Origin of the sequence: Nocardia sp. NPDC127526, assembly GCF_042672265.1 — a bacterium.
GTDB lineage: Bacteria > Actinomycetota > Actinomycetes > Mycobacteriales > Mycobacteriaceae > Nocardia.
Genome location: NZ_JBHXVO010000013.1, coordinates 64,316 through 83,738, shown reverse-complemented (window position 1 = coordinate 83,738; position 19,423 = coordinate 64,316). Strand labels below are relative to the sequence as shown.

The 19,423-nt window shown below is 69.0% G+C and carries 18 protein-coding genes; 2 read left to right on the top strand and 16 right to left on the bottom strand.

Going from position 1 to position 19,423, the window contains the following annotated elements; genetic code table 11:
• Positions 1-35: 35 nt before the first annotated feature.
• The 9 genes from ACFVIV_RS21725 to ACFVIV_RS21685 all read right to left on the bottom strand — a co-directional run bounded on the left by ACFVIV_RS21725 (position 36) and on the right by ACFVIV_RS21685 (position 9,891).
• Positions 36-920, bottom strand: coding sequence for a MerR family transcriptional regulator (locus ACFVIV_RS21725; protein ID WP_379198995.1), 885 nt, complete (start codon positions 918-920; stop codon positions 36-38).
• The gene (locus tag ACFVIV_RS21720) at positions 920-2,473 is read right to left on the bottom strand and encodes a flavin-containing monooxygenase (RefSeq protein ID WP_379198993.1); all 1,554 of its coding nucleotides are present in this window, start codon (positions 2,471-2,473) and stop codon (positions 920-922) included. Before ACFVIV_RS21720 ends, ACFVIV_RS21725 begins: the two co-directional genes overlap by 1 nt.
• A complete protein-coding gene (locus ACFVIV_RS21715; protein ID WP_379198991.1) occupies positions 2,470-3,390 on the bottom strand; it encodes a ferritin-like domain-containing protein in 921 nt (306 codons plus the stop codon). Before ACFVIV_RS21715 ends, ACFVIV_RS21720 begins: the two co-directional genes overlap by 4 nt.
• 1 nt (position 3,391) lies before the next feature.
• Positions 3,392-4,261 carry an SDR family NAD(P)-dependent oxidoreductase gene (locus ACFVIV_RS21710; protein ID WP_379198989.1) on the bottom strand — a complete coding sequence of 290 codons (870 nt, stop codon included), beginning with the start codon at positions 4,259-4,261 and terminating at the stop codon, positions 3,392-3,394.
• A gap of 2 nt (positions 4,262-4,263) precedes the next feature.
• Positions 4,264-5,265 carry an alpha/beta hydrolase gene (locus ACFVIV_RS21705; RefSeq protein ID WP_379198987.1) on the bottom strand — a complete coding sequence of 334 codons (1,002 nt, stop codon included), beginning with the start codon at positions 5,263-5,265 and terminating at the stop codon, positions 4,264-4,266.
• A 69-nt stretch (positions 5,266-5,334) separates the two neighbouring features.
• Positions 5,335-6,639 carry an ATP-binding protein gene (locus ACFVIV_RS21700; protein ID WP_379198985.1) on the bottom strand — a complete coding sequence of 435 codons (1,305 nt, stop codon included), beginning with the start codon at positions 6,637-6,639 and terminating at the stop codon, positions 5,335-5,337.
• Positions 6,639-7,352, bottom strand: coding sequence for a response regulator transcription factor (locus ACFVIV_RS21695; protein ID WP_379199150.1), 714 nt, complete (start codon positions 7,350-7,352; stop codon positions 6,639-6,641). Before ACFVIV_RS21695 ends, ACFVIV_RS21700 begins: the two co-directional genes overlap by 1 nt.
• Positions 7,353-7,402: 50 nt before the next feature.
• Positions 7,403-8,905, bottom strand: a complete 1,503-nt coding sequence (locus ACFVIV_RS21690) for an alpha/beta fold hydrolase (RefSeq protein ID WP_379198983.1) — start codon at positions 8,903-8,905, stop codon at positions 7,403-7,405.
• Positions 8,906-9,084: 179 nt separating this feature from the next.
• Entirely contained in the window at positions 9,085-9,891 is an 807-nt protein-coding gene (locus ACFVIV_RS21685) for a thioesterase family protein (protein WP_379198981.1), read from the bottom strand.
• Between the two features lie 200 nt (positions 9,892-10,091).
• Here ACFVIV_RS21685 and ACFVIV_RS21680 point away from each other — a divergent pair, with 200 nt between their 5' ends.
• Positions 10,092-11,000 carry a M23 family metallopeptidase gene (locus ACFVIV_RS21680; RefSeq protein WP_379198979.1) on the top strand — a complete coding sequence of 303 codons (909 nt, stop codon included), beginning with the start codon at positions 10,092-10,094 and terminating at the stop codon, positions 10,998-11,000.
• Between the two features lie 114 nt (positions 11,001-11,114).
• Here ACFVIV_RS21680 and ACFVIV_RS21675 read toward each other — a convergent pair whose 3' ends face one another.
• From ACFVIV_RS21675 to ACFVIV_RS21650, 6 genes are all read right to left on the bottom strand, one after another.
• The gene (locus tag ACFVIV_RS21675; protein WP_379198977.1) at positions 11,115-11,759 is read right to left on the bottom strand and encodes a TetR/AcrR family transcriptional regulator; all 645 of its coding nucleotides are present in this window, start codon (positions 11,757-11,759) and stop codon (positions 11,115-11,117) included.
• Positions 11,760-11,793: 34 nt separating this feature from the next.
• Positions 11,794-13,275, bottom strand: a complete 1,482-nt coding sequence (locus ACFVIV_RS21670) for a flavin-containing monooxygenase (RefSeq protein WP_379198975.1) — start codon at positions 13,273-13,275, stop codon at positions 11,794-11,796.
• Entirely contained in the window at positions 13,272-14,129 is an 858-nt protein-coding gene (locus tag ACFVIV_RS21665; RefSeq protein ID WP_379198973.1) for an SDR family NAD(P)-dependent oxidoreductase, read from the bottom strand. Before ACFVIV_RS21665 ends, ACFVIV_RS21670 begins: the two co-directional genes overlap by 4 nt.
• Positions 14,113-15,012 carry an alpha/beta fold hydrolase gene (locus tag ACFVIV_RS21660; RefSeq protein WP_379198971.1) on the bottom strand — a complete coding sequence of 300 codons (900 nt, stop codon included), beginning with the start codon at positions 15,010-15,012 and terminating at the stop codon, positions 14,113-14,115. The genes ACFVIV_RS21665 and ACFVIV_RS21660 overlap by 17 nt, the downstream gene beginning before the upstream one ends.
• On the bottom strand, positions 15,009-16,355 hold the full coding sequence (locus ACFVIV_RS21655) for a cytochrome P450 (protein WP_379198969.1): 1,347 nt from the start codon (positions 16,353-16,355) through the stop codon (positions 15,009-15,011). The genes ACFVIV_RS21660 and ACFVIV_RS21655 overlap by 4 nt, the downstream gene beginning before the upstream one ends.
• A gap of 98 nt (positions 16,356-16,453) precedes the next feature.
• Positions 16,454-17,494: an Lrp/AsnC family transcriptional regulator gene (locus ACFVIV_RS21650; protein ID WP_379198967.1), complete on the bottom strand. Its 1,041-nt coding sequence runs from the start codon at positions 17,492-17,494 to the stop codon at positions 16,454-16,456.
• Positions 17,495-17,593: 99 nt separating this feature from the next.
• Between ACFVIV_RS21650 and ACFVIV_RS21645 the strand changes: the two genes are divergently transcribed.
• Positions 17,594-18,754 carry an alpha-hydroxy-acid oxidizing protein gene (locus ACFVIV_RS21645; protein WP_379198965.1) on the top strand — a complete coding sequence of 387 codons (1,161 nt, stop codon included), beginning with the start codon at positions 17,594-17,596 and terminating at the stop codon, positions 18,752-18,754.
• On the opposite strand, the gene ACFVIV_RS21640 is transcribed toward ACFVIV_RS21645, so the two are convergent.
• On the bottom strand, positions 18,755-19,402 hold the full coding sequence (locus ACFVIV_RS21640) for a hypothetical protein (protein WP_379198963.1): 648 nt from the start codon (positions 19,400-19,402) through the stop codon (positions 18,755-18,757).
• Positions 19,403-19,423: the final 21 nt, after the last annotated feature.

The window sequence follows — 19,423 nt, the reverse complement described above, 5'->3', positions numbered from 1 at the left end:
GTTCCGGGTCAGGAGAAGGAGCTCGGGCGAAGTTCTCAGCCCTGCGGGGGTTTCACGGCTCCGCGTTGTTCGGCGGCGGTTTCCAGATAGGCGCCGAGTTCGGTTTCGAGGGTTCGGTCCAGGGCCTGGGCGAGGCTGTTCTGGACCGCGGTGACGCCCAGTTCGCGCAGGTGATTGAGCATCTTCGTGGTCGCGGCGGTCTCGGCGTCGGTGTCCGGTAACCAGCCCGGGCCGTGGTCGGCGACGATCTGGTCCTTGGCGGCGGTGACCATGAGGCGGGCGATGTCCTCGACCCGCTGCACCACGGCGGCGTAGACGTCGATGAGGCCATTGAGGCCGAAGCCGTAGCCGTGTAGGGCGGCGAAGGTTTCCAGCAGTTCGGGCTGGGTGAATTCGACGGTCTCTTCGTCCAGTCCGGCCAGCCCCAGGGCGGCGAGGCGGTCGAGTTCGTCGCCGGTGACCGGATCGTCCTCGCCGCCGAGGAAGGTGTCCACCAGTTCTCGCGGAACCACCAGGGGCTCTTCGGATTTGCCCCAGGTGGCGGTGACGGCCTGTTGCAGGCCGAGGACTTCGCTCAGATCCTTGCCGGTTTCCCAGCTGGTGATGAAATCGGTGATGTGGGCGATGGTGAACCCGCGTTGCAATAGCGCGTCGATGATTCGCAGCCGGGCTAGGTGGGAGTCGTCGTAGATGAGGGCGCGGCCGCTGCGGCGGGTGGGCGTGGGTAGCAGGCCGCGTTCCTGATAGGCCCGCACATTGCGGGTGGTGGTGCCGGCGGCGCGGGCGAGATCGTCGATGCGGTACTCCGCCATCCTGGTCGCGCCCTCCCTGTCTCGCGGTTGCCGGTCGATGAAGCGCAGCGCCCACGCCCCGGTGCGGGTGAGCACCGAGGGCATGGGCGGCACACCTCGTGTCGACATTAGCCGAGGGTGGCGATCGTTCCGTGCCCGGCGCTCGGGGTCTCGGCATAATCCCGGGCGGTTCGCGCCGCATTGCCCGGATCCCGGGGCGTGAGGACGTAATCCTCGAGCCGGACCTGCGCCAGCTGCCGCACGAACTGGGTGCCGAAGCCGGGGTACATGGTGGCGTTGAAGCCGTCCTCGGTGAGATACCAGCTGCGGCAGCCGGAATTCCAGGTGGTGGCCGACAACCGCCGCTGGATGCGGGCGTTGTAGCGGTCCTGCCGGTCGCGGCGCACCTCGAGCATGCGCAGGTCCCGTTTCAGCAGCACCCCGATGGCATCGGTGAGGTACTCGATCTGCGCCTCCATGTAGACCAGTGCCGAATTGTGGCCCGGACCGGAGTTCGGCCCGAAGGTGAGGAACAGATTCGGGTAGCCCGCCACCGTCACGCTCTTGAAAGCGTATGCGCCCCTGCTCCATTCCTCGCCGAGCAGGCGGCCGTCGCGCCCGGTGACCGGGATCGGCGCCCCGGTCTTGGAGATGTCGAAGCCGGTGGCGAACACGATGCAGTCGAAGCGGTGCTCGATGCCCTCGGCGGTGCGGATGCCGTGCGGGCTGATCCGTGCGATCGGCCAGGTGACCAGCTTGCAGTTCTCCCGTTGCAGGGCCGGGTAGTAGTCGTTGCTGATCAGCAGCCGTTTGCAGCCGGCCCGGAAATCCGGGGTGAGCTGGCGGCGCAGCCACGGGTCGGCGACCTGGGAGCGCAGGTGCAGCCGGGCGACCGACTCCACCACCCGCGTGAGCGGGGTATTCCACACCACGCCCAGCGCCACCGATTCGTGGCCCCAGAACCAGGCGTCGCGCGCCAGTTTCTGGGTGACCGGCGCCTGGCGGTACAGCTCTTTGGTGAGGGGGTTGGTGCGCCGGTTCACTCGCGGCAGCACCCAGCCGGGGGTGCGCTGGAAGACCTTCACCGAGGCGGCCCGCTCGACCAGTTCCGGAATGATCTGCACCGCACTGGCTCCGGTGCCGACGACGGCGACCTTCTTGCCGGTGAAGTCGTAGTCGTGATCCCAGCGGGCGCTGTGGATCTTGTGGCCCTCATAGGTTTCGATGCCCGGTATGTTCGGCAGGCTGGCGTTCGACAGCGGACCGGAGGCGACGACGACACTGCGCGCCTTCACCTTTCGTCGCTTGCCCGCGAAGCTGATATCCCACAGCCCGCTCGGCTCGTCGAATTCCAGGCCGGTGACGGTGTGGCCGAATCGAATGCCGGGTCCGATGCCGAATTCCTCCACCATGGCCTCGATATAGCCGAGGATCTCCCCGCTGCCGGAGTAGGTGTGCGACCAATCCGGGTTGGGCGCGAAGGCATACGAGTACAGCCGCGACGGAATATCGCAGGCCGCACCGGGATAGGTGTTGTCGCGCCAGGTGCCCCCGACGCGGTCGTCCCGCTCGAAAATCGCGAAGTCGGTGATGCCCTTCTGCCGCAACCGGATCGCGGTGCCGATGCCCGCGAAGCCGGCGCCGATAATGGCCACGTCCAGTGGCTTGGCCGCGGCGTTCATGCGACCGGCTCGTAGGTGAGTTCCTTCGACCACGTGGGCTGCGGTTTCAGGAAGCGTTCCGGGATGCGGGCGGTCAGCCCGACCATGGCGTCGGCGAACAGGTGGTAGGGGTGGCCGCGGTCGATCACCCAGCTGGCGTGCATTTTCACAATGCGATACATGGGCACGCGGTTGGCGATCGGGGTGCGCTCGCCCACCGCGCGGAATCGGCGCATGGCGGCGTAGAGCTTCTCCTCGTCGACGCCCATCTCGACGATATTGTCGCGCATCTTGTTCAGCAGCGGCACGTAGCTGAGCACGCCGACGATGAACGACGGCTTGGCCCAGCCGCCGACCAGATCGATGGCGAGCTTGCGGGCGGTGGCGTGGCCCAGCAGCTCCATGACCGCGTAATCGGTTGCCAGATGCCGGGATTCGTCGGCATTGATCTTCTTGAAGACCTCCTGCGCCACCGGATCGGAGATCTCGTCGGTGATGAATTTGATGAGCGCGCCGTCCAGGGCCACCTCGAGCATGGGGATCACCGTGCCCAGGAACGACAGCGACATCTCGTCGGCGTGCTTGTCCAGGAAGTCGATCACGAGCTTCACATTGATATTCGGCTCGGGAATCTCGTCGCCGTCGAGCATCCCCCACCGGCGCATGAGCGCCAGTTCGGCATTGGCATGCCGCTGCTCCTCGGCGTGAAAGTAGCGGTAGATCTGCTTGAGCGTCTCGGTCGGGGCCTTCTGCGCCATGGCGGCGAAGCCGCGCGCGCCGACATTCTCGATCCACATGAGATCGGCCATGAACGGCTTGAGTTTCGCGTGTAGTTCGGGCTCGATGAGCTCCGCACCCGGTGCGTCCCAATCGATATCGGCCAGCGCCCACTGCCGGGACGCGATCTTGGCGAGCATATTGTCGAAGTCGAAGGACATGTCAGACTCCAATCTTCTCGGACTGCGGGAGCACCCGGTTGAGCACGCCGAGGGCATGGGTGTAGAGGGCCGGGAACTGCCGTTTGAGCAGCCAGACGGCGTGCGCGTCGAGCTGCGGCAGCACGTAGAGCCGGCCGTGATCGTGGGCGTCGAGGGTGGTGCGGGCGACCCGCTCGGGTGCGAACCCGGTCCAGCGCATGAGCTCATCGGCCAGGCGGGCCGACGCCGAGCCGATGCGACCGTCGCGCACCACATTGGTCTTGACGAAGGTCGGGCACAGCACGGTGACCGCGACCCCGCTGCCGGACAGTTCGGCGGCCAGGGTCTCCGACAGCGACATGACCCCGGCCTTGGACACGTTGTAGACGGCCATACCGGGTGCGGCGGCGAATCCCGCCGCGGAGGCGACATTGATGATGCCGCCGCGCCCCGCCGCGCGCAGCTGCGGCGCGAAGATCTCACAGCCGTGCACCACACCCCACAGGTTGATGCCCAGCGCCCACTCCCAGTCGTCGAAACCGATGTCGCCCACCGGTTTTCCGCCGATGCCGACGCCCGCGTTATTGATGACGAGGGTCGGCGGGCCGTCGAAGGCCAGCTCGGCATGGTCGGCCAGGGCCTCCACGTCCGCGCGGCGGGACACATCGCAGAACATCGAGTAGGCGGAGCGGCCGTAGGTGCGCTCGATCAGCGCCACGGTCTCATCGGCGCGGTCCTTGTCGATATCGGCGCACAGCACTTCGCCACCGCGAGCGGCGATTTCGAGCGCGAAAGCGCGCCCGATACCGCTGCCCGCGCCGGTCACCACCGCTTTCGCGTTCCGTGTCCGGCGTTCCCCGAATACCGGCAGGACACTGTCGAGAATCCCCATGATCAGCCCACTTTCGTCCGGGTCGACGCGTCCGCGCGCGATAGCGCCTCGGCAATGAAGTCCCGCGTGCGCCGCAGCGCGGGCACCGCTTCGGGAACCAGCAACGGCAGCGCCTGGAAGACGTGAATGCGGCCCGGCCACAGCTCGAGATCGCAGCGCACACCGGCGGCGACCGCCATATCGTGCAGCTGCCGGGCGTCATCGGCGAGCATCTCTCCCGCGCTGGCCTGCACCAGTAACGGCGGGAGCGCCGCGCCCGGCGGCACGCTCAGCCGCAGTCGCGGCGAATCCGGCTGCTGCCCTTCGGTATAGAGCTCGATGAGCCGCCGCCCGACGGGTGCGGGGGCCATGGGGTCGGGCAGCCGCCGGTCGCGGCGCTCGGCCAAGGTCAAGGTCAAGTCCAGCAGCGGCGAGTACATGAATACGCCCGCGGGCTGCGGTGTTTCGCCGCGCAGGTTCTGCAACAGCAGATCCAGCGCCAGATGCCCGCCTGCCGAATCCCCGCCGACCACCAGGTTCTCCGCGCGATACCCATTGGCCAGCAGCCACCGGTAGCCGGCCTCGACATCCTCGGCCGCGGCGGGGAACCGATGTTCGGGGGCGAGCCGGTAGTCGATCGAGAACACCGGCAGCCCGGTCACTTTCGACAGCCGCGACGCCAATCCCCGATGGGTGCGCGCCGAGCACACCACATAGCCGCTGCCGTGAATGTAGTAGATGGCCCGGTCGCCGTGCGCCACACCGGCCGCCCGCACCCATTCGCCGCGCACCGCACCCGCCCGCACCCGCGTGACGCGCGTGCCCGGCAGCGGCGGCCCGAACGCGGCCATCACACCGGCGATCAGTCCCCGTCCGGCTCGAATTCCCACCCGATTGGGCGGCAGTACGCCATTGATTCGTCGCAGGCCGACCACCGACGCAGCCGCCGCCACCCGCGCGCGCCGCGAGGCCGTTGCGGGTACCGCCGCCGAGCCGAAGGTCGCCGTTGACCCTGTTCTCGTCATGGTTAGAGAATCAGTTACTAATGTGCCACTTGTCAATGGCACATTCGTGGCAGGATCGAAACGGTGGTGTCACCCCGGCGGGAGCCGGAACCCCACTTCCGCGCCCCCACCGGGGTGATCGCCGGCGAAGACGGTCCCGTCGTGGGCGGCGATGATGTCGTGGACGATGGCCAGGCCGAGGCCCGATCCGGGCGTGGATCGGGTGCGGTCGGCGCGGTAGAAGCGGTCGAAGATCGCCTCGCGGTCGGCCGGATCGATGCCGGGGCCGCGATCGCGCACGACCAGGCGGGTGCGGTCGATGTGGACGGCGACCGGGGTGTCGGCCGGGCTGTATTTGGTGGCGTTGTCGAGCAGGTTGTCGACCACGCGGGCCAGGGCCTGCGGGCGGGCCGTCACGATCATCGGCTCGTCGGCGGTGACGGTGATCGTGCGTCCGGTGCGGCGGCGGAACCGTTGTGCGCAGTCCTCGGCCAGGTCGGCCAGGTCGACCGTGGCGAGCGGTTCGGCCGTGTGCTGGTCGGTGGCGAGATCCACGAGCTCGCCGACGAGGGCGTCGAGGGCCTTGGCTTCCTGGACGAGGGTGGTGAGGACCTGGGCTTCGTCGTCCGGGCTCAGTCTGCCGCGGGCGCGTTGCAGCAGTTCCGCGCTGCCGCGCACCGAGGTCAATGGCGTGCGCAGTTCGTGGCCCGCGTCCTGGACCAGGCGCTGCTGCTGGGCCCGGGACATGCGCAGGGCGGCGAGCATGGAGTTGAAGCTGCGGGTCAGCTCGCCGACCTCGCCGCTGCCCGGGTCGGGCAGCAGGGTGGACAGATCCTGGGTGGTGGTGATGTGCCGGGTGGCGGTGGCCAGGCGACGGATGGGACGCAGGATGCGCCCGATCAGCAGCCAGCTCAGCACCGCCACCACCGCGACGGCGGCGGCGGTGATCGAGGCTGTGCGCCAGAGGAATTCGTCGTCGATGCGTTCGATCTCGGCGTAGTTCTGGCTGACCATGACCGCTCCCCCGCCGTGCGGGCGGGCCTTGGTCAGCACCCCGTAACCGATTGCGTCGATATCGATTTCGGTTTCGTTGGCGCCCTGCCCGGCGGCGGCGATGGCACGGTCGGCGTCGGTGACCGGCAGGGGTGCGCGGCCCGGCGTCAGGACCTGCACCGTGCCGTCGGGCAGCAGCAGCTGCTCGGTCATGTCCGGGCGCACGGGAAGCGGGGCGCCCGCGTCCAGGATCGCGAGCACGGTGTCGGCGCGATCGGACAGGCCGCGATCGACCTCGGCGGCGATCAGTGGGGCGACACTGCGGTAGGCGGTGACCATCGAGACCAGGATGGCCGCGATCACCGCGGCCACCGCCACCGCGGTCAGACGGGCCCGCAACATCACGGCACCCGCACGGTGTAGCCGACATTGCGGACGGTGTGGATGAGCCGGGGCGCGCCGTGCTGCTCGGTCTTGCGGCGCAGATACCCGATGTACACATCCAGCGACCGGGATTGGGTGTCGAAGTCGAAACCCCAGATGTGTTCGTAGATCTGGCTTCTGGACAGCACCACCCGCTCGTTGCGCATGAGCAGTTCCAGGACGTCGAATTCGGTGCGGGTCAATTCGAGCAGTTCGCCGCCGCGGCGGGCCTCCCGGGCGGCCGGATCCAGCACCAGATCCGCGACCGTCAGCAGTCCGGCGGTGGCATCCTGGCCGGGATCGGGCGCGCTGCGCCGCAACAGCGCCCGCAGCCGCGCCAGCAACTCCTCGGTATCGAATGGTTTGGGCAGGTAGTCGTCGGCCCCGGCATCGAGCCCGGCGACCCGATCGCCGACCTGGTGCCGCGCGGTCAGCACCAGGATGGGCAGCCGGTCGCCGCGGCGACGCAGCATCCGGCACAGCGACAGCCCGTCCAGGCGCGGCATGGCCACGTCCACCACCGCCAGATCCGGTCGCTGCCGCTCCAGCAACTCCAGGGCCTGCCGGCCGTCGGCGGCGAGCACCACCTGGTAGCCCTCGAAACGCAGCAGCTGATCCAGGGTGGAACGCACATTCGGGTCATCCTCGACGATGAGCACCGTCGGGGCGGGCGCGGCGGAGTTTGCGGCAATCACCGGGTTATTCTGGCTGGCGGGGGACGTGGTCATCGGAATCGGCTCGCTCAGTCGGTGACCGGAGCCACCGCGATCGGCGGAATCGCGGCCACGCAACCGGTGTCGGTGGTGGCGCCGGTGCGAATGAATTCGCCGACGATGCCCACCACGCAGCCGCTGGGTTCCATATCCGGCACATGCCCGGTGTTGGGCACCGAAATGAACGTCGAGCGCGGGAATTTCGCGGCGGCGAGCTTGCCGTTGGCGTCCGGGGTGATGGCGTCCAGATCACCGGAGATGACCAGCACCGGCACATCCGGCATCGGGTCACTCACCTGGTCGGGCCGCTGGTGGTTCGCCACTCCCGGCCAGCGGATGCACGAGTCGCCGCCGTCGCGCTGCCCTTCGCCGAAGCCTTCGGCACTGAATGCCCCGACCCCCGCCGGCGCCTTGGCCAGCGCGTCACGATACTGCTGTTCCCGCTGCGGGATGCTCGCTTCCATCGACCACAGCGGCGCGTAGTCGTTGCAGGTCACCGTGACATAGGCATTGATGTTCTCGTAGGAGGGCTCGACAGTCGTGGCTTTCACGAATTCGACGAGCTTGCTGTCGTCACCGCGCACGGAGGCGTGCAGCGCCGCGGGCAGCATGCCCAGCGGCGTCATCGCCTGCGGATTCGCACCCACATTGCTGGTCGCGGCCTCGAAAACGAGTGTGGCGAGCTTGCCTTCGGTCAGCGCCACCGGCTTACCGACATCGACGGTGAGCGGCTGTGTCCGCAACCGCTGCGCCACCGCAGTCAGATCCGCCACCGCGGTATTCCCGTCACACACCCCGCTGCGCTCGCAGATCCGTTGCAGCGCCAGCGAAACCGCCTCGGCGTTGGGCCGCTGCAACCGGTCGAAATCACTCGGATAAGCACCCGAGAGCACCATCGATTGCACCGTCTCCGGATGCCGCTGCGCGTAAACCGGCGTGAGGTAGGTCCCATACGAGATCCCGTACAACACCACCTTCGGAATCCCGAGATGCTCTCGCACAGCATTGAAGTCGTCAGCCGTCGCCGCCGACGTATACCCCGCCGCCCGCGCCCCCAGCCGTTCCCCGCAGCGCCCCACCGCTTCTCGCTGCTGCTCCCGCGTCCCGAGCCGGAATTCCTCCTCCCCCACACCGCAATCCACCGGACTCGACAACCCGGTCCCTCGCGGATCGATCAACAACAGCGAGTGCTCATCCAGCACCCCCGCCGACAACGCCGCCGCCTCGGCCGCATGCGAAATCATCGGCACCCCCGGCCCACCCGGATTGGGCACGATCGTGCCCTTGTTCGCCAAGTCACTCCGCCCCTGCCGCACCAGCGCATAGTGCACATCCACCTTCCCGAGCGCAGGCTGCCCCTCCACCAAAGGCCGCTGCACCACCCCGCAATCCACCTGATGGCCCGGCACAGTCGGACACCACTCCGGCCGGCCGGCGACCGAGGACTCCCCACTCGAGCACCCCGCGATCACCCCACCCGCCACCACTGCGGCCATCGCCAGCCCCGCGGCCGAGCGCACAACCCCGCGCATACGAATCTCCCTCGTCGATCCCGATCCCGGAACCTCTCCGGAATGTCGAGACCGATCCTGCGCACCGGAAGTCAGAGCCACCGCAAGCCAACGGCAAAACCAGGTAAGAATCCGCCGGGGGCGGGTGGATTCCGCCCGCACGGTGTCGGTGCCGGGTGCGTGCGCCGTGCCGAAGCGCGCTATGGAATGAGAGCCAGCTGGCGGGACTGGGCTACGAGAGAGCCGGTGGAATCCCAGATTTCGAAGTCCTCTTCGTGAAAGCCGTCGATGACGTAGTTGGTGGCGATGCGGCAGCGGAGCCAGCCGGGGGCGGGACGGCGGCGGATGTGGACGGTGAGTTCGATGGTGGAGGAGCCGGGGACGCCGAGGTCGAAGATGACGGGGGCGGCGGCGTCGACGAGCAGGGCCAGGGCGATGGGGTCGGCGGGGCGGTCGTCGGTGAAGCGGGCCCAGCAGTCGACGGTGGTGGTGCCGCCGGGTTCGCCGCGCCAGAAGCCGGGGAGTTCGGGGACGCGGAATTCCACCTGTTCGCCGATGGTGGCGCCGCCGGGGGTGGCGCCGAGGGCGGCCATCGGGTCGACGCAGCGGTCGGGGGCGGGGAGGGACGGGGGTTCGTTGCGGACGAGAGTGCGGCCTCGAGCGGCCGAGAAATCGGTGAATGTGGCCAATACACGGATGATTTCGCGGTCGTCGCGGGTGAGGACGGCCTGGCCGGCGCCGGTGCGGCGGCCGATGCGGGCGATCTCGGTGCGGATGCGGGCGGGGCCGACGCTGCCGGGGCGCAGGTAGTGGGCGGAGGCGGAGAGCAGGTCCGGTTGCGGGAGTTCCCGGCGCAGGGCCTGCAGGCAGGCGGCGATCAGGTAGCCGCCATTGGCGTGGCCGCCGAAGGATTTCCAGCGATCGGAGACCTCGAGCCCGTACTCGTGGTCGCCGAGGCGGGTGCTCGCGGTGTCGGTGTCGAAGGCATGGGACGCGGTCGCGGTCATCGCAATTCCTTTCGCTCGCACCCATGCTCGGGCGGGGATCGCACGCGCGTCGATTCCCTGTGAGGTAATGCGCGGCACGGATTTCCGGGAAACGGCAACGAAATGATCACGGCTGGGTACAGTTTTTTGAAACGTCGACCCTCCAAAGAATCGATCGTTCGCCGGAGTCCCGGACTCCGCTGATCCACCGAGGACGTGCTGTGCCGCTTCACCGAGATACCCCCGGTTCCCTGTCCGTCCAGGATCTGCTCGGTGTGATCGACACCGGTGCGGCGACCAGTCATCGCGCGGACACCGGCGCGTCGTGGCGGGTCCGCTCCGTCTCCGGCGCCGCGGTCGCGGCCGGCGCGCTGCTCGCCACCACCGTGCAGATGACCCCGGCCGCCGCCACACCCGCGCCACCGCCCGTGGAGCCGGATCCGATTGCGAGCGTGCTGAAGTCGATCGAGGAGGCCATTGCGGCCGCCACCGGCGCCGCGCCGGTCGCCGCTCCCCCGGTCGAAGCGCCCGTGGCGGAACCGGAGCCCGAAATTCCCGCCCCCGCGGTGGAAGTCGCGCCCACTGCCGAACCCGCGGCCGCCCCGTTCGGATTGGCAGGTCTCCCCGCCGAGATCCGCGGTCCGCTCGCCCAAGCCGAACAAGCCATCAAGGGTCTGCAAGAGCAGGTCGCCCCGCTGGTGCCCGCACCCCAGATCGCGGCCCCGCCCGCCGTCCTGCCCGTGGGCGGCGCGATCAGCTCCGGCTTCGGAACCCGCTGGGGCTCATTCCATTACGGCGTCGACATCGCCGACGCCCTCGGCACCCCGATCCATTCCGCCATGGGCGGCACCGTGGTCGAGGCGGGCCCGGCCTCCGGATTCGGCCTCTGGGTGCGGGTCCTCCAGGACGACGGCACCACCGCCGTCTACGGCCACGTCAACGACATCTACGCCCACGTAGGCCAGCGCGTGAATGCCGGCGACGTGATCGCCTCGGTCGGCAACCGCGGCCAGTCCACCGGCCCGCACCTGCACCTCGAGATCTGGGACGAGAACGGCAGCAAGATCGATCCGGTGGCCTGGCTGGCCGCCAATGGCGTTCTCATGGAACAGCATTGGGGCGCGGACTGACGAGGAGCCGCCCGTGCGCACCGGCATCTTCCTGAGCTACGCCGGAGACTTTCCCGAGGCCGCCGGATCGACCCTGCCACACCTGGTCCCCCGACGGGCCACCGCACGATGCTCTTACTCCGCGTCCCCCGTGCGTGGTTCGTAGCGGGGGCCGACCACGGCGATGGCGGCGTCGACGGCGACGTCGATGATGTCGCGGATGTCGCCGCCCGCTTCGACGGTGGAGGCGATGAGTTCGCGGAAGCCGCCGTAGAGGAAGGTGGCGGTGCGGCGGTTCGGCGGGTGCTGCACGCCGGGGGCGTCGAATTCGGGTGTGGCGGCCAGTCTTTGGATGAGGTCTATGAAGGCTTCGGCGGCGTCGTGGTGGAGTTTGGCGGCGGCCTCGCCGAGGGCGGGGGTGTCGCGAATCCAGGCCAGGGTGATGGTGGGGTCGTGGCGGGAGGCGTCTATCCAGGCGTGAATGGCCTGGCGGACCTGGGTGCGCCAGGGGGCGGCGGGGTCGACGGCGTCGGAGATCTGCTGGATGGTTTCGCTGTTGCGTTCGGTGAGCAGGGCGATGAAGCAGTCCTGTTTGCTGTCGAAGTGTTCGTAGAAGGTGCGGCGGGAGGTGCGGGCATTGCGGACCACATCGGCGACGGTGGTCTCGCGGTAGCCGCGTTCGCGGACGGCCTCGGCCATGGCTTCCAGGAGCCGGCGCCGGAAGGCGGATTCCGGCGCGGGCTCGGTGGCGGTGCTGGTGGCAGGCTCGGCGCGGGTCACGACCAACAGGTTAGTTCGCCCCGCGCCGGGCCGATCACGGCGTGGCGCGCAGTGGAACATGAGCCGGATCCGTGGCTCGCGCGAACCGGATGGTGCCGTCCTCGATGCGGCCGTGGCGCAGGGAGAGCACATCGTGGGCGTAGTTCATGCCCAGCCGCCAGGGCCGGCGCGAACCGGCGGAGGGGAAGCGGTGGATGGCGCGCTGGACGTAGCCGGATTGGAAGTCCAGCAGCGGCGCCTTGGCGATATCCGGATCGGGCCACGGGGTGCAGCGGTCGTAGCCGCCCGAATCCATGTGGCGCAGTAGGCGGCAGACGAATTCGGCGGCCAGGTCGGCCTTCAGCGTCCAGGACGCGTTGGTGTAGCCGATGGTGAAGGCGAAGTTGGGGACCCCGCTGAGCATCATGCCCTTGTAGGCCATGGTGTCGGGCAGGTCGACGGCGCGGCCGTCGACGGTGAACTGGACTCCGCCGAACGCCAGCAATTGCAAACCGGTCGCGGTGATCACGATGTCGGCGTCCAGTTCGGCGCCGGAGGCCAGCCGCAGGCCGGTGGCCGTGAACCGGTCGATCCGGTCGGTCACCACCTGGGCGCGGCCCGCTCGGATCGAGCGGAACAGATCGCCGTCGGGTACCAGGCACAGCCGTTGATCCCACGGGTTGTAGTCCGGGTTGAAATGGACGTCCACCTCGTAGCCGGCGGGCAGTTGCGCCGCGTTCTGCTTGCGGATGAGCTCGCGGATCATGGCCGGGCGCCGACGGCTGAGCTGGTAGATGAGCGTGCTGATCAGCACGTTCTTCCACCGGGTGATGGTGTAGGCGCGCCGCGGGCCCAGCCAGGCGCGCAGCCGCGTGGCCACGGCGTCCTCGGTGGGAATGGACATGATGTAGGTCGGCGAGCGTTGCAGCATGGTCACCCGGGCCGCGGTCTCGGCCAGCGCCGGGACCAGGGTCACCGCCGTCGCGCCGCTGCCGATCACCACCACCCGCTTGCCGGAGTACTCCAAGTCTTCGGGCCAGTGCTGCGGATGCACCAATTGCCCTCGGAACTCCTCGATTCCGGCGAACTCGGGCGTGTAGCCCTGATCGTAGGTGTAGTAGCCGGTGCACATGTACAGGAACCGGCACGTGAGCATGGAGGTCCTGCCATCGTGCTCGACGGTCACCGTCCAGCGCCCGTCCGCCGTGCACCACGCGGCGCCGATCACCTTGTGCCCGAACCGGATACGCCGGTCGATGCCGCCATCGGCCGCGGTATCGCGAATGTAGTCCAGGATCGAGGGGCCGTCCGCGATCGCCGCGGCCTGCGTCCAGGGCCGGAAACGGTAACCGAGGGTGTGCATATCGGAATCCGAGCGCACCCCCGGGTACCGGAACAGATCCCAGGTTCCGCCGATTGCCGTGCGCGCCTCCAGAATCGCGTACCGGCGGCCCGGAAACGCCTCCTGCAGATGGTGTGCCGCGCCGATGCCCGACAGGCCCGCGCCGACGATCAGCACGTCGAAATGCTCGCTCATGTCGTGGCTCCCGCCCTGGCGCGGGCCTCGAGCCGCCGCTGCAGCACCGCGATCACGTCGTAGTAGTGGGTCGGTGCGACCCGCGTGAGCACATCGAACACGTACGCGTCGGGGCCGACCATGATGCGCGCCTTCCCGCGTTCGACTCCGCGGCAGATGATTTCGGCCGCCTTCTCCGGCGAGGTCTTGGCGAGCGCCTCGAACTCCGCGGCCAACTGCTCGGGGGTGCGGCCCAGACCCTCGGGATCCTTGCGGACCCGGGCATTGCGCGCGATATTGGTGGCGATCCCACCAGGGTGCACGTTCACCGCCGAGACCCCGGTCCCCCGCAGCTCCTGGCGCAAGGCGTCGGTGAACCCTCGCACCCCGAATTTCGCGGCACAGTACGCACTGTGATACGGCACGCCGGCCAGCCCGTACACACTCGAGGTGTTCACGATGACGCCCAGATCCTGCTCGACCAGGATGGGCAGGAACGCGCGGGTGCCGTTGACGACCCCGTCGAAGTTGATCCGCCGCAACCATTCGTCGTCCTCGGGGACCGCGTCGAGCACCGAGGACGCCACCGCCACACCGGCATTGTTGAACACCGCCGCCAGCGGCGCGGTCAGCCAGTCGCGGACCTCGGCGGCGAAGGCCAGTTGCGCGCCGGCGTCGCTCACATCGAGCACCCGGGTGAGCACCGGGCCGCTCAGCGAGGCCGCGGTCTGCTTCAGGCCGCTCTCGTCGATATCGGCGATCGCCACGGGTGACCCACGGCGAGACAGCAATTGGGCGAGACCGCGGCCGATGCCGGAGGCGGCCCCGGTGATCATGACGGGATGACCGGACAGTGGTCTACGCGTGCGGGGCATCGGTACTCCTGGCGGTGCGGATATGGGAGTCGATCAGATCGGTGAGCGCCGGCCAGACGCCGGCGGGCAGGTCGTGGCCCATCCCCGGCAGCGTCTGCGACCGCGCGCCCGTGATGGCCCGCGCGGTGACCGTTGCGCCGGTCGGATTCACCATCAGGTCCCGGTCACCGTGCAGGACCAGGGTCGGGGCGACGATGGCGGCGAGTTCCCTTGTGCGGTCGCCGGATTTGAGAATGCCCGCCAGTTGACGGCCCACGCCTGCCGCCGGGCGCGGGTCGCGATCCCAGGCGACCGCCGCCGCGGTGCGCACGGCGTTCTCGTCGAACGGGTAGCCGCGCGAGGAGATGTGCCGGTACATGCGGACCGCGCCGGCTATGTGCTCCGCGCGGGTGCGGGCCGGGCGGGCGAACATCAACCGCCAGGTCGACAGCGCCGGTCGGCCCACCCGTGCCGCGCCGGTGGTGGACATGATCGAGGTCAGCGAGGCCACCCGGTCCGGATAGCGGGCCGCGACGGTCTGCGCGATCATCCCGCCCATGGACATGCCCGCCAGGTGCGCGGACTTCAGCCCGAGCACGTCCAGCAGCCCGACCGTATCGGCGGCCAGCTCGCCGAGATCGTATTGCTCTGCGTGCCAGCGCTTTCGCAGGAAGTCCACCGCACCGGGCGGCCGAAACCGGAAATGCGTCGACCTGCCGACGTCACGATTGTCGAAGCGAACGACGTCGTAGCCGCGCCCGGCGAGCAACTCGCACAATCCATCCGGCCACTCGTGCAGCTGCTGCCCGAGTCCGGCGATCAGCACCAGCGGGACCTCGCCACCACCCGATCGCCGGTAGCAGAGCGTGACGCCGCGGCCCACATCCACGAGCCGCTCGGTCATGCGGTCACCTGCGCGCTGTGCGTGTCGGCCACGACAGCGGGGCGAGGCGGGCGGCGGTGCACCACGGCGCGCCCCTTCTTGGCGGGAGCCAATGCGACGCCGCGGAAGTGAGTGCGCTCATCCGGCGCGGTGGTCGGCTCGAGTGTGAAATCTCGCAGTAGCGTGCGCAATACGATGTTCATCTCCATCGTGGCGAAGGCCGCCCCGATACACCGCCGCGCGCCGCCGCCGAACGGGATCCACTTGAACGTGCCCGGCCGGACGCCGACGAAACGGTCCGGATCGAAGGCGCGGGCCTTCGGGAAGAGCTGCTCGTTGTCGTGCATGAGCCGAATGCTGACCAGGACGTTCTGCCCCTTGGGCAGCGTCCACCGCCCCAGTTCCAGCGATTCCGCCCGAACCTTGCGCACCGTCGAGTCGATGACCGGCCGCACCCGCTGCACCTCCAGCAGCGTCGCCTCCCGCAATTCCGATCCGCCCGCATCCACCTCGGCGACCAAGCGCCGCAACACATCCGGATGCCTGCGCAACCGCTCGACCGTCCAGGCCAGCGAGGTCGCGGTGGTCTCGTGACCGGCGGTGAGCAGGGTCAGCAGCTCATCGGCGATCTCACCGCGGGTCATGGCGCCGCCGTCGTCGTAGCGCGATTGCAGCATCATGGCCAGCACATCGTCGCGCTCCCCGAGGTGCTCATCGGCGGCCGCCCGGTCGATGAGCCGGCCGACGATCTCGTCGTAATGCCGCCGATGGGCGGCGAAGCGCGCCCACGGCCCGAAGCGGCCCAGGAACTTCTCCGGCACCGGCAGGGCGGCCAGCGCCGACCCGAGCAGCACGAGTTTGGGCACCAGTTCGCGCAGTTCGTCGAATTCCTTGCCCTCGGCGCCGAATACGGCCCGCAGGATCACATTCAGCGTGATCCGCATCATGGACTCCATGGTCGCGAACTCGCGCCCCTCCGGCCAGGTGGCGAACTCCCGGACCGCCTCCTCCTCGATCAACGCCTCGTAGACCTCGAGCCTGCGGCCATGGAACGGCGGCGTCAGCAGTTTGCGCTGTTTGCGGTGCTCCGCCCCGCGCAGCGAGAACAGCGAGCCCGGCCCGAGGAACTGCCCGAGATTGACGTCGACATTGTCGGCCGCCTCCGGGGACGCGGTGAACAGCGCCTTCACCTCGGCCGGATCGGACAGCACCACCATGCGACCGAATCGGGGCATGTAGATGGTGAAGGCCGAACCGTATCGGTCGTGCAGGCGTCGCCACGCGCGGGTGCGCCCGACCATCACCTCCAACCCTTGGAGAAAGTCCGGAGTCGTTGGCCCGTCGGGCAATTTCACCGTGGTCATGCCGCATCTCCCAGCGTGGTACACCTGTGTACCGGTCTGACGGTACAGCGACGTACCAGACTGTGGCAAGGGTCACTTTCGCGCCGGATGCGGCTGCGTCAGCAGCGAATTCCCGGCTCGCTCCAGATATCCGGGACCACCACCGCGATCGAGCGGCCCTGCGGGTCGAGCACGTGGCCGAGCAACTTCTCGTGCCGCAGCGTCACAAGGCGTTCGGCGATATCGAGCTCGGGATGCTCTGCGGTGAGCCGGGATTCGAAACGCAGCACATCGGCGACCGAATGCAGGCTGGCCTGCAGCACGAGATTGTGCGGGCCGCTCACCGCGGCGCAATTGCGGGTCTGCGGCAGCGCGACGAGGGCGTGGCCGATGCGCTGGATATCGGCCGCGGGCACGGAGGCGCGGAAGGTGACGGCCACGGGCCAGCCGCCGAGGGGGCGGGCGAAATCGCAGCGGAAGCGGAGCAGGCCGAGTCGGGTGAGCTCGTCCATCCGGCGTTTCACCGTGGCGGTGCCGGCGCCGAGGACGGACGCGAGGGCAGCGTAGGACGTGCGGCCGTCGTGAGCCAGGGCGGCGAGCAGGTCGCGGTCGAGATCGGTGACGCGATTGCGGTCACGGGCCGAGGGCGGCCGCGCGGACGGGGTGACGAGCTGGGTGCGCTGATCCGGGGCGAGGGCGTCGATGCGCCAGTCGCCGCCCTCGGTGAACAGGTGGGTGATCAGGTGTGCGCGGACGTCGGTGATGTGCGGGATGGCGGGCAGGACATCGAGGGTGTAGCGCGACATGGCGGCCAGGTCGCCGGTGCCCACGGTGGCCCAGATGTGGTGTCCACCGGCCACGCGTTCGAGCGTGAGCAGGTGCGGGTGCCGCGCCAGCTCGGCGGCCACGGTCGTGGCCCGCCCGGCGGCGCAGGCGATTTCGAGATAGGCGGTACAGATCAGTTCGAGCAGCCTGGGTCCGGGAGAGGTGCCGACCCACGCCGCGCCGCGGCCGTTGAGGCGCTGCCAGCGCCGTGCCGCGGTGACCGGGTCGACGCCGAGCGCGGCGCCGAGCTCGGTCCACGAGGCCCGGGGCCGCAGTTGCAGCGCGTGAATGAGCGCCAGCTCGTCCTCGCTCAATAGCTCGCGGTTATCCTGCATCAGAGGCACTCGATCCGTTTCTTTCCTGCATCTGCACCGTATCGACAGGTTAATCCTGCACGGTGAACGGCACACCGTCGAGGAAGGAAGGTCCCGGCAATGGCGTTCGGCGACTATCAGAACGAGATCTATTTCAACGGCCTGCGCGGCGTGGTCCCCACCCTGCCGGTGCACTTCGCGGAGCTGCGCGACCGCGCCCGGGCCGCGCTGCCGCCCTCGATCTGGTCCTATGTGGCCGGCGGCGCCGGCGACGAGCGCACCCAGGACGCCAATGTCGCCGCCTTCGACCGCTGGGGCCTGATCCCCCGCATGTTCGTCGGCGCCAAGGAGCGCGACCTGTCGATCGACCTGTTCGGAATGACCCTGCCCACACCGGTTTTCCTGGCGCCCATCGGCGTCATCGGCCTGTGCGCCCAGGACGGCCACGGCGATCTCGCCACCGCCCGGGCAGCGGCCCGCACCGGCGTCCCCATGGTCGCCTCGACCCTCACGGTCGACCCCTTGGAGGACGTCGCCGTCGAATTCGGCGACACCCCCGGCCTTTTCCAGCTGTATACCCCCACCGACCGCGACCTCGCGGCCAGTCTGGTGCAGCGCGCCGAAAAGGCCGGGTACAAGGGCATAGTCGTCACCCTCGACACCTGGGTGACGGGCTGGCGTCCCCGCGACCTGTCCACCGCCAACTTCCCTCAGCTGCGCGGCCACTGCCTGGCCAATTACTTCACCGACCCGGTCTTCCGCGCCTCTCTTCAGCGCACGCCGGAAGAGGATCCGCAATCGGCGATCCTGCGCTGGATCCAGGTCTTCGGCAATCCCCTCACCTGGGACGACCTCCCCTGGCTGCGCTCACTGACCGATCTCCCCCTGATCGTCAAGGGCATCTCCCACCCCGATGACGCCAGGCGCGCCGTCGACGGCGGGGTGGACGGCATCTACTGCTCCAATCACGGTGGCCGCCAAGCCAATGGCGGCCTCCCCGCCCTCGACACCCTCCCCGACGTCGTAGCGGCCGCCAACGGCGTCCCGGTCCTGTTCGACTCCGGCATCCGCAGCGGCGCCGACATCATCAAGGCCCTGGCCCTCGGCGCGACAGCCGTAGGCATCGGTCGCCCGTACGCCTACGGCCTCGCCCTCGGCGGCGCCGATGGCATCGTCCACGTCCTGCGCTCCCTGCTCGCCGAAGCCGACCTCATCATGGCCGTCGACGGCTACCCGGCGCTCGATGACCTGACGCGCGAAGCACTTCGGCCCGTTTCCTGATCAGTCCTGGCTGACGATGGTTGTCGTGGTGAAGGTGGGTGCGGGGTCGGGGTAGCACGCGACCGGGATGTCCAAGGGGCCGAAGGGTGTTCGAACGTTGGCGGTGAGCGTCAGGCCCGGGTCGGCGTAGCTGGTGCCCGCCAGCGTGGTGGTGATGGCGCCCGCATCGCCCGCCGTCACATTGGCCGTGATCGACGGCAGAGTGAAGGTGGAGCCGCCCCGGATCGGCTCGGTCACCCTGACCGCGAGCCTGCCGCCCGAGTCGTCGAGGGTGGCGGCGACCGTGCCGCCCGACAGCGAGGCGGAGACATAGGTCGAGTTGGCCGGGTACGGGGCCAGCAGCTGCATATCGCGCACATTGTTGATCGTGTAGCCGCCGGCGGTCGCGGGGACCGATCCCGCGGCCGGCGTCAGCGTAATCGCGACGGGGGCACCGGGATTGGCGGATGCGGGTGCTGTGCCCGTCACGTCGATGGTCATTGTCATGGTCTGGGGACCGCCGATCGGCGGCGTTGCCTGACATTGGAAATTGACCGTGGTCGTGTTCAGCGGCGCAGCACCCGTGGGTGATGCGAGCGCACTTGTGGCCGCGAGCGCCAACGGCGCGATGGCGGCGAGTTGAATGAGCAGGGACGCTTGCGATTTCATCGGTGTCTCCGTCCTCGAATA